The following is a 10,231-nucleotide window of genomic DNA, read 5'->3' on the forward strand; positions in this document are numbered from 1 at the left end:
CACACACACACGCGTGGAGAGCCGATTCAAAACCTTGCTGTCATCGCTGCTGGGGCTCTTCTCACACGAGCCCGACCGCAGCCTGCTCTCGTTCGAACAGGTGCAGAAGCTGCTGCGGAGCCGCACTGCGTACAACCGCGGAACGCAGTTCATCCCCGTTGATCACATCGTGGGGAGCGTGGGTCGCTACCGCGACTTCAACCGGGCCTTTCTGCCGCTGAACCCTGCCGTGAGCGAACACCTCCGCCGCATGGAGGACGCGGTGCGCGAGGGAGCGGCCTTCCCTCCCATCGATGTCTACGCCATCGGCGGTGTGTACTTCGTGCGCGATGGAAACCACCGGGTCGCCCTCGCGCGTCAGCTGAAGCACGACCACATCGAGGCGCACGTGAGCGAGATCCTCAGCCGTGTGGCCCTGGCACCGGATGTCGACATCGACGACCTCATCGTGAAAGCCGAGCACACCGCCTTCCTCGAGGCAACCCGGCTCGACGCCGCCCGACCAGACGCGCGCGTCGAGCTGACCGCCCCCGGTCGATACGACAGCCTGCTCGAGCACATCGAGGTGCATCGGTACTACCTCGGGCTTGAGAAGCAGCGCGACGTGCCGCTCGAAGAGGCGGCCACGTCATGGTTTGACACGGTCTACGTCCCCGTCATCGATTCCATCCGCGAGACGGGGGTGCTGCGCGAGTTCCCGCGGCGCACCGAAGCCGATCTCTACCTCTGGGTGGCCTATCATCGGGAGCGCCTGCGGGAGAGCGGATGCCTGCCCGACAACCGACGCGTGGCGAGCGCGCTGGCGGAGCAGTTCAGTGATCGCCCTGTGGCGCGCCTCGTGAAATCGGTGGCGCGCGCTGTTCGCGCCGCGATGCAGGCAGTCACAGAGACCCCGGAGCCACCGGACATGAACACGCCCTGAGCGGCTCGGGCGCCTCGAACCTTCTCAGCCGCGTCGCCTCACTGCCCGGTGGCCAGCGACAGGCTGGGCAGAAAGGCGGCCAGGGTGACGAATCCGACCATCACCCCCACCATGAGCATCACAAGGGGTTCGAGCAGCGGCGTGAGGGTGGCGAGGCGCAGCTCGATGTCCTGCTCGTAGAGGCGACAGGCGGAACGCATCATGAACGAGATGGTGCCGGACAGCTCGCCCACCTCGACGATCTGCAGCACGGCGCGGGGGAAGACATCGGTTCTGTTCATGGCCTCGGTGAGGCTGTCGCCCTCCAGCAGCCGGGCACGAACGTGATGCAGCGCCGCCTCCATGCGCGAGGTGAGGCTGGCCTGCTCGGCAATGATCAGCGTCTCTGCCAGCGGAACGCCCGAGTCGAGCATGCTCGAGACGACATACAGCACGCCCACCAGCTCCTGCTTCTCGAGCAGGCTGCCGATGAGCGGGATCTGTCGCGCCCGGGCCTCCATCGAGAGCCTCGCAGCGCGCGACGAGGTGAGGCGGCGCACGTAGGCCCAGGCCCCGATCACGCCCCCCGTGAGGACCAGAAGCGAGAGGGGGTTGGAGGCTGCGTCAGAGAAGCCGAGCAGCACCCGGGTGATGAGCGGCAGCTGCACGCCCATGTCATCATAGTTGGGGCGCATGCTCGGAAGGACGAAGACCACGAACAAGCAGAGCACGAGGAAGGCGACAACCGCCACCACGGCGGGATAGGTGAGGCTGTTCACGATCTTCTTGCGAAGCCCGCTGCGCGCCTCGAGCAGGTCGGCGATGCGCAGCAGGTTGGTGTCGAGCCTCCCGCTCATCTCGCCGGAGCGCACCAGCGCGAGCTGGATCTGATCGAACACCGTGGGGAAGTGGCGCATGCCCGCCGAGAGCGACTCTCCCCGCACGAGACTCGTGCCGAGCCAGGTGTAGGTCAGGCTCAGGTAGAGCGAGGCGTCGGCGGCGAGCAGCTCGAACGCGCGGGGCAGGGTCACACCGGAGCGCAGCAGCATGCTCAGCTGGCGTGTGCACACGGCAAGCTCGTCGTTCTTTACGCTGTTCACGGGGATCTCGGGAACGTCGAGCGGGCGGTCGACGACCTCGGTGAGGGCGAGCACCTCGCCATAGTCGGCTTCGAGCTTTGCTCGCGCGGCTCGAGGGGTCTCCGCCGACACCATGCCCTCGCGAACCTCTCCCCGCGCGGTCTTGATCTTGAAGGTGAACTGGCGATGAAGGCTCATCACTTCACCCCGTAGTAAGGCACCTGGAACTCGCTCTGCAAGGTGTAGTCATCACTCTTGGCGCCGGTGAGCAGTCGACCGGCGGCATCGCGAACCTGGGTGGCGGTGAGCGTGATGGTCATGAGCACGCGAGAGGTGTCGAGCCGCGTGAACTTGACTGATTTAACAGCGCACGAATCAGTGCCGCTGAGAAGGGTCTTCGAGACCGAGGGAATGAGGGAGGCGTGTCCGGGCGAGGCCGACAGATCGCTCAGCTTCTCGAGCACGAGGACGTTCCCACCGCTCTGCGTGAAGATGTTGGAATCCACACAGGCGATGCGATAGGTGGGGTAGTAGGGCGCACGGGGATTGAAGGCGGGACCGGTCCCGAACAGATCCTGCGCGCTGTAGAAGCCCAGCGCGTCGTCAGTGGCGCCCACGGCGGGAGAGTACAGGGCCACATCGCTCTCCGAAGGGGGAATGGCCCCCGCGATCAAGGGGGCCACCCTGCGCACGGCTTCTCGGCTGCGCTGCTGCATGGTCAGCCGACCGCTTCCGCGCTGGAACATGGTGCTGGCCGTGGAGTAGATCATCACGAGCGCCAGCGACATGGCTGCCAAAATGAAAGCGCTCACCATGAGCTCGAGAATCGTGAAACCGCCTCGCCTGCTCGACCTCATGGGCGACGCGCCAGCGCGAGGAGCGTGATGCCACGCTCCGAGCCGTGATCGGTCCAGTACACGGTCACCGTGATCTGGCGAAGATCGTTGCGATAGTCGCCCGTCGCGCCGCTCCCGGTGGTCTTGACCTGGATGTTGCGTCGATAGAGGGTGCCCGCGGGCATCAACCCGTTCCCGAACGGCGGCGCGTCGAGCGCGGCACGAGTCGATGCGCCGTCATTGACTCCGCTCGAGCTGTCCGGCACGCCCCCGTTCGTTCCGCTGAAGGCCTTGTTGTTCACGCGCATCAGGTCGATGAGCTGGCGCGCGTAGTTCGTGGCCTCGGTGATGCGCCCCCCCTGCCCCTCGGCTCGAAGCCCCATCGCAAACACCGAGCAGACAGCCAGGATGCCGATGGTGAGAACCGCCATGGCGACCAGGACCTCGATCTGCGACATCCCTCGACGCGCGTGCGACCTGGAGCGGAATCGGATCATGATGACAAGTTGAACGCTTATCGGTCCCGTTCCTGTTCGGCTCCCTGTCTCGCAAGACGCACGCGCGCGCCACGAACCCGTGCCGCTCGACGCGTCGACGGCGAGGAGGAGGGCCGCGACGCCGACTCGAACGCCCTCCGACCCTACGACTGACGCGAGGCGCCCCTTCTTGATTCTCGTCATCTCCGTCGAGCACTATCTCAACGAACCGCTGGTGGCGCTGGCGCGCCGGGAGCACGGTGATGGCGCAGAGATCGTTGCCGTGCGCGCCAACCGGCATCTCGACAAGCGATTCGTGCTGCGGCTCTTCTTCTGGCTGCTCCCCTTCCGTCTCCGCGCCATCTACACGCCCAGCGATCTGGGGGGCCGGCTTGTGCGCCTCCTCGTCGATCTCGCCGCCCTCCGAGGCGTGGCCGTCTATGTGGTTCCCGCACACAACCACGTTTGGCACCGCGACCGCAGAGTGGTTCCCTGGCTGCGCTACATCGACCTCAGCGTTCCACGGGTCGTGGGGGGCTTCGCCCGCCGTTCGCGCATCATCGTCAACGACGAGCCCATGCGGCGCTTCTTCGAGTCTCTGGGCTATGACCCCGGACGCCTGGTCATGAAGCCGGGCTGGATCGAATCCATCTACCATAAGCCCCGAGCGGCAGAGCTTCCCGTGGTCTTCTTCACCGAGGTCTTGCAAGAGCTCGACACGGGGCTGCGCGACAAGGTGCTCGCGCAGGTGCGTGCCCTGCTCGACACAGGCGCCCTCGATGGCCTTCACGTCAAGCTGCACCCACGTGAGCCGGCAGACGTGGCCGCCCGCTATCACGAGGTTCTGGGCAGCCACCCGGCGGTGACCTTCATCGACCCGTCACGCCGCTCCATCGACGTCATCAACGGAACGCACGTGGTGATGGCCTGTCTGTCGACCGTGCTGCTGGAGGCCCTGTGGCTGAAGCGCAACATCATCGTGCTCGACAACCCGTTCTACCGCGGCAGCCTCCTGGGATGCTATCTCGAGCAGGAGACGTTCTTCGTGCTCGGCGACGAGACCCCGCCAGACGAGGTGCGCACCTACTGCAAGAGCGTGTTCGACGGCGCGCGTTGAGACGGCCTCGCCCGATGCGCTGACGACCATCGCGTCACCGTGGCAGTGATGCCGTGACGAATGTTTACATCCGGCGATTTGCACCCAACAGGCAGGCGCGTTACAATCTCGGCGTCATGAGAGCTGAATCCCTCCCCTGTCGGCTTCCCTTCGTGCTCGCGTCGCCTGGCGCACCCACGAGCGCGCCCGCGGGTCCTCGCCAGGACGCGCCAGCGGGCGAACCTGTCCCTGGCGGCGGTGCCCCGGACACGGTGGCCACGTCCGACAAGGATCTGCTCGACCCCCTCCCCGCCCTGAACCGTCCCTCCACCAGCCGCGTGGTCGACGAAATGCGCGACGACTACCTTCCGCGCCCCACCGATGGCGCTCGGCGATTCGGACACCGCCGACACATGGCCAGTCTCTTCACCGCTGACGGGAACTGGGCCGACATCGGAACCGCCGTGGCGGCCGACCAGTTCGCGGCCATGACGTCATCGCAGCAGGCCGAGTTCCTGCGCACCACGGGCGCGGCTAGAAGCGAGGTGCGGGGAGGAGACGGCAGCCTCATGATGCTGCCTGCGACCAAGCCCTTCGAGCAGATGACCGCGCCCCGACCGGAGATTCGCTATCGCGAGATCGATTACAGCAAGATCGGGCGCATCGCCATCACGCCCAAGACCATCGTGGTGCACTACACCGCTGCCGTCGATGACACACCAGACAGCGTGTGGAAGCGCTTCAACGATCTGAAGGGCATTCCGTCGACCCATTTCATTGTGGGAAAGCAGGGCGACATCGTGCAGTGCCTGCCAGAGAACCAGCTCTGCGACGGAACGCTCGAGTACAACGATGACGCGGTCCAGATCGAGGTCTGTGGCGACTTCCGCCTCGAGCATGAGACCGAGCCCGAGTTCAAGGCCACGGTCGACCTCGTTCGCTACCTTCAGAAGACGTGGGGCATTCCCGACACGCAGGTCATCTCCCATCGACAGGTCGACAACCTGACCGGTCATCCCGGTCGCAAGCCAGACCCCACGTTCCGCTTCATGAACCGGCTGTACGACGCGATCCGCGAGCCGGGCAGCAGCGCCTGAACGCGCCGCGGTCTCTCGTTCGCATCTGCGGGTCTAGGGCTCTGTGGCGCGCACCTCGATGGACGTCTTGCCCTCGCCATAGACGTTGGAGAGGTTCTTGGGCGTGATAAGGAACACAAGCCCTTTGTAGACGATCTTGCGCGTGCCGCTGAAACAAGGCTTCACAGAGACCCCCTGGCGCACCGTGGCCACGTCGACTGTCTGCGTGACGTACGGCAGGCCCTTGCGGTTTGGCTCCATATGATAGATCACGATGGCGCAGTCCGCCTGCCCGCCCTTCTCACACCCCCCGAAACCCGGGTCGCCCTCGTGGCTCTCTCCGATGGAGACATCGAAGCGACCGTGCCTCGCGGAGACGAAGGTCGCACTGAACCCCTCGTAGCTGTCTCTCAAGATGACGGCTGCGGGAACCTTCACGGTGGTGCGCGCCCAGGCGTTGGCGACCAGCGAAGCGCACATGATGACGACCGTGGCGAACAGATGGCGTATGCTCATGGGGTCGCATTACCATCGAGCGCGCGGTAAATCCTTCGCGAGACAGGCAATCGATCAGGCGAAGCGAACCCGGGGGGCGCCTCGGCCGTAGCGCTGCACATAGTTTCGCAGCAGCATGCGAGACACGCGGTGGTTCGGGTCGGGCACGGCGCCGACCTCATAGCGGTCACCCTTGCGGGTCGACCACGTCACGAGAAGGGCCAGGTGCGTGCAACCGTTGCGCTCCGGAACGCGAACCAGCATCGATCGACCCACGTCGAGCCGCGCGTGAGACTGGAGTCGCGCGCCGTCGATGCTGACATCGACCAGTCGGCCATCGTAGAGAAGGTTCCCCAGCTCGAGGTCAACCCTGGTGCTGTCGAGATAGCGCTCCGACCTGCGTCGCTCGGCGGGGCTGTCCATACCCAGGAGGCTGCGCAGCAATCTGAACATGACACTCACCCTTTCCCTGTTACCCTGATGCTCTTGATGATCTCAGCGTAACCCCGGCGACCTGCGCATGTTGTTTCAGGGATGTTGCCGATGTTGCATTCTGGTAAACTCTTCCCGGATCTGACGGACGCATCTCACGATGAGGGGCACTGTGCCGTTCACGCCTGCCCCCGAGGGACGGCCCGCAGATCGAAGGCCAGCGGATCATCGAAGCGAAGATCAGACCCCGAGGACGCACCACGAAACCCATCCCACGAGATGGAGACGCGCCGATTCCCCGACCGTGCGTGCGCACGCACGAGCGCGCTCCGACAGACCGCCCGCGTGTCCTGGGGCGGGCTCGTCAGCGCAGCGCGCTTCTCCCGCTCGTCGCTGAGCGTGCGCATGACGCCAGACTGAACCAGCACATCATACGGCCCCGCATCGCCGCCGATGGTGTGGTAGCGGAGATCGAACCGCATGAGCGGAAACGTGGACCGTGCCGTGGCAGAGAGACTGGCGAGATCTTCGCCAGCCTCCGCGGCGATCTCGCGCATGAGCACGTGCTTGGCCACCCAGTCGATCTGGCCCACGAGAGAGCACGGATCATGCTCGAGGGCATCGAGCGTGCGCTCCCAGAGCGCCACGACGCGCCGCTCCTCCTCACTCGAGCCGCAGCGCTCGAGATGATCGATGGCCCGGCGAAGATACCTGCGCTGGATGTCGAGCGCGGTGAGATGAGCCCCTCCCACGGTTCGCAGCGGGCGTGACAGCGACACGTCAGCCGCCACCTCCTTCAGCGCGGCTGCAGGGTCGGCGAGTGCGAGATCAGCGAACGAGACACCCTCCTCGATCATGCGAATGACCAGGCCGGTCACGCCGATCTTGAGGTAGACGCAGAGCTCGGAGCGGTTGGTGTCGCCACAGACGATCTCGAGTCTCTTTCGGCGCGCCCAGAGCGCCGTGGGAGACGCCAGGAGCGATTTCAGCTCGATCATGCTGGTGATGGCCAGTCCGGTCCCGATGCAGCGTTCCATGCGAGAAGCCCGAGGACTGAGGGAGAACGCGCCGTGCGCCGGTGCGCCGTCTCCCCTTCGAGCCGCCCACGTTCCCGCGCCGCACATGACGGGGCGGGTCGCGAGAAAGGGGCCCAGACCATCTCGAAACGGCGACAGAGCGACGCGCTCGAGAAATCGGCTGTAGCCCGTGATGAGAGGCGTCAGCAGACGCGTGCTGAAGGCGCTCAGCCATCGCCGAAGCCTCTCCTCCATCGCCTCGATGCGCGCGATCCCCGCCGATCCGTCCGCCTCGCTCAAGCGTTCCAGCGCCTTGTCCAGGGTAGGAGGAGGCCGCCATCCTCGGCGGTCGATCACGACCCGCACGAGCAGCGCCAGCAAGGCGAGGCACAATCGAATGAGGCCTGGAATCACGATGACCGCGATGGCCGTCAGCAGAGCCGCGATGGACACCGTCCAGGCGATCGCCACGAGGGCCGCAACGCCGCCCCCCCAGATCAGCTGCCACATCCGGTGACGTGCGCGCAGCAAGACCGCTGGGTTCGAGCCTCGCTCATCGACGAGGTAGCTCTCGTGCGAGCCGTAGGTGTGTCCCTTGCCATCGGCATTGTTCTTGCCAAACGAGATCACCCCCTCATGCGGCCCGCCGCACAGACGGCGGGTGACGGCCGTCGCGAGGTCAGACACCAGCAGGTCGAAAGCGGCCTGGTGCAGGGCCACCTCTCGCGCCGTGCGACACTCAGGGGTGGCCAGCTCGAGGAGCCCGCTCACGCCATCGGTTGTCTCGAACGTGACGAGTGCGCCATTCTCGAGAAACAGGCCCCGCTTTCCGCGAACGTGCGACGGAAGGGTCTGGAAGCGCGCTTGCAGCTCGGCGGCGATGAGATCGAACACCGCACTGGCCGTGGGCCTCGAGGCCTCGCCATGACACGGCTCGAAGAGAATGGCGTACTCGACCTCGAGGCCGTAGACCCGATCGCGCAAAGCCGTGCGTCACTCCCCGTCCGCGTGGCTCGACCACGCGCTCACGTAGGTTGCGGCGTCACGTCGTGCGTCTGCCACGATGTGCGCCACCACGAGGCGGCTCAGCGGGCTGACGCCGAGAGGGGTGATGCGGATGGCGTCTCCAAAGGTCGCGAGCTCGCGACGGCCGGCGCGGCTGGGGGTTTCAAAGGTGGGCGTGGCGGTGTGGCGCATGTTCTGATCTCCGATCACTCGTGTTGCGTGGGCTCTTCTGTATCTCAGGGTAGCACCGCACAGCCGTGGGTTCTGTGGCCGGGCTCACAAACAGCCTCTTAGAACCGCGACCTCTGCTCAGCAGGTTCAAAGCCCGACCGCTCGCCTGCGATGCGGACGTGGACGCCGCGAACGAGGATACGCTTGACACAGCAGGGAACCCGAATCAAATGCGACAGCTCACGCTCTCGATTGCCCTGACGCTGCTCCTGGCTGCGTCTGCCGCAGGCGCGCCGCCCACAAGAAACGACGACGATCGCTGGGTCACCGAGCAGCCTCGGCTCTATCAGATCGCCCACGACCCCATCGCCCTGCAAAACCTCCTTGACGCGCTGTGGAAGCGATATCCGGACTTCCACGCCCGCCTTCGCGCCATCGCCTTGCTGCGACTAGGAACGCCCTATGTGCTTGGATGTCTTGGCGAAGAGAGCGGTCGCGACAAGAACCCGGTGTTCCGGCTCGATGAATCAGACTGCACGGTCAACGTCCTCACATCGACAGCCATGGCCCACGCGCGCAGCCTCCCCGAGGCCCGAGGCTGGATGACGCGCTTGAACTACTATCCCGGCGAGAACCCCGTGCGCTACGAGAACCGCGTGCACTTCACCGAGGATCGCATTCGTGCGAGCCAGTGGTTCCACGACATCACCCCGCAGATCGCCACGGGAACCCCGCTGGCCAGCGTGCGCCTGACACTCAACCGCGGAAGCGACGGGACCCCATTGCTTCCCATCTCCTGGAAGAGAGCCACGACCATCCGCTACCTCCGGCAGAGCGACGTGTCGCCCGCCCTGCTGGCTCGCCTCCCCGCGTCGATTGCCGGGGTGGCGTTCGTGCGCGAGAAGCTCTTCCCGAAGGGCATCGCTGTGGCGCACGAGGGCTTCGTCGTCGACCGTCAGTGGCTCGTTCACGCCGACTCCATCACAAAGAAGACCGTGCGAACCCAGCTGTGCGACTACCTGCGCAAGAACGCTGACTGGTTCGATGGCGTGATGATCTTCTCAATCGAGTGAATCCACGTCGAAACAAACAATAATTATCGCAAAAACGTGTTTTTAGCCTGTTTTTGACCCGTTTTTGTCGCCACAACAAGATCTTTTGTTACGTTAACAAAACAGAAAACAAATCTGCGCTCCGCCATGCTAGGCTCCCCTCACGGGATCGGTTCACCACTGGATGGCTGGAGGCCCCATGAACAGCACTCTCCGCGTGGGTTCCACGCCTTTCCTGATCCCTTCGCGCCGCCGCGATCTCGCATCGAGCCACGCCGAGCCGCGATTGCTTGATATCGCAAGCCCATTCAAGACCTTCTCGCCCCCCCCGACGCAGACCGAGAGGGAAGGCGTCACCAGAGACCGCTGCGACGAGCCCCAGGCGATGCCCGCGCTCAGCGCGCTGCAACGGGCCGGGTGCGCGGTCATGGCCGCCCTGGCACTGTCTGGGGTCGGGATGTCGATGCTCAACGCCCAGCAGCTCACGATGGACCCGCTCGCCACAACGCTGTCGCAGACGCTTGCCGATGCGACATCTGCCGGCAGGCAGACGCCTGGCCCTTCGCCAGTCGGTCCGGTGCAGGCCTCGCCTGCCG

General features: G+C 65.3%; 12 protein-coding genes. 5 read left to right on the plus strand and 7 right to left on the minus strand.

The window, feature by feature from the left end:
* Nucleotides 1-13 precede the first annotated feature (13 nt).
* Nucleotides 14-922, plus strand: coding sequence for a hypothetical protein (locus tag EB084_12090; GenBank protein NDD28995.1), 909 nt, complete (start codon nt 14-16; stop codon nt 920-922).
* 38 nt (nt 923-960) lie between these two features.
* Here EB084_12090 and EB084_12095 read toward each other — a convergent pair whose 3' ends face one another.
* From EB084_12095 to pilV, 3 genes are read right to left on the minus strand one after another with little or no spacing between them, the layout of a single operon-like run.
* Nucleotides 961-2,178 (minus strand): type II secretion system F family protein, encoded by a 1,218-nt coding sequence (locus EB084_12095; GenBank protein NDD28996.1) that lies wholly within the window; start codon nt 2,176-2,178, stop codon nt 961-963.
* On the minus strand, nt 2,178-2,837 hold the full coding sequence (locus EB084_12100; GenBank protein ID NDD28997.1) for a hypothetical protein: 660 nt from the start codon (nt 2,835-2,837) through the stop codon (nt 2,178-2,180). The genes EB084_12095 and EB084_12100 overlap by 1 nt, the downstream gene beginning before the upstream one ends.
* On the minus strand, nt 2,834-3,496 hold the full coding sequence (pilV, locus tag EB084_12105) for a type IV pilus modification protein PilV (GenBank protein ID NDD28998.1): 663 nt from the start codon (nt 3,494-3,496) through the stop codon (nt 2,834-2,836). The genes EB084_12100 and pilV overlap by 4 nt, the downstream gene beginning before the upstream one ends.
* On the opposite strand from pilV, the gene EB084_12110 reads away from it, so the two are divergent.
* Nucleotides 3,483-4,409: a hypothetical protein gene (locus tag EB084_12110; GenBank protein NDD28999.1), complete on the plus strand. Its 927-nt coding sequence runs from the start codon at nt 3,483-3,485 to the stop codon at nt 4,407-4,409. The genes pilV and EB084_12110 overlap by 14 nt on opposite strands.
* Nucleotides 4,410-4,525: 116 nt before the next feature.
* Complete coding sequence (locus EB084_12115) at nt 4,526-5,485, plus strand: N-acetylmuramoyl-L-alanine amidase (GenBank protein ID NDD29000.1); 960 nt, start codon at nt 4,526-4,528, stop codon at nt 5,483-5,485.
* A 33-nt stretch (nt 5,486-5,518) separates the two neighbouring features.
* Here the strand turns inward: EB084_12115 and EB084_12120 are convergent, their stop codons facing one another.
* The 4 genes from EB084_12120 to EB084_12135 all read right to left on the minus strand — a co-directional run bounded on the left by EB084_12120 (nt 5,519) and on the right by EB084_12135 (nt 8,622).
* Nucleotides 5,519-5,980, minus strand: a complete 462-nt coding sequence (locus EB084_12120) for a hypothetical protein (protein ID NDD29001.1) — start codon at nt 5,978-5,980, stop codon at nt 5,519-5,521.
* Nucleotides 5,981-6,034: 54 nt separating this feature from the next.
* Nucleotides 6,035-6,412: a PilZ domain-containing protein gene (locus tag EB084_12125; GenBank protein ID NDD29002.1), complete on the minus strand. Its 378-nt coding sequence runs from the start codon at nt 6,410-6,412 to the stop codon at nt 6,035-6,037.
* A gap of 158 nt (nt 6,413-6,570) precedes the next feature.
* Complete coding sequence (locus tag EB084_12130) at nt 6,571-8,391, minus strand: hypothetical protein (protein NDD29003.1); 1,821 nt, start codon at nt 8,389-8,391, stop codon at nt 6,571-6,573.
* 9 nt (nt 8,392-8,400) lie between these two features.
* Nucleotides 8,401-8,622: a hypothetical protein gene (locus EB084_12135; protein ID NDD29004.1), complete on the minus strand. Its 222-nt coding sequence runs from the start codon at nt 8,620-8,622 to the stop codon at nt 8,401-8,403.
* Nucleotides 8,623-8,813: 191 nt separating this feature from the next.
* On the opposite strand from EB084_12135, the gene EB084_12140 reads away from it, so the two are divergent.
* Both EB084_12140 and EB084_12145 read left to right on the plus strand, forming a co-directional pair.
* A complete protein-coding gene (locus EB084_12140) occupies nt 8,814-9,656 on the plus strand; it encodes a DUF1460 domain-containing protein (GenBank protein NDD29005.1) in 843 nt (280 codons plus the stop codon).
* A gap of 178 nt (nt 9,657-9,834) precedes the next feature.
* Nucleotides 9,835-10,231: hypothetical protein (locus tag EB084_12145; protein NDD29006.1), on the plus strand; the 397-nt coding region annotated here is incomplete at its 3' end.

The sequence above is a fragment of the Pseudomonadota bacterium genome (assembly GCA_010028905.1).
Taxonomy (GTDB): domain Bacteria; phylum Vulcanimicrobiota; class Xenobia; order RGZZ01; family RGZZ01; genus RGZZ01.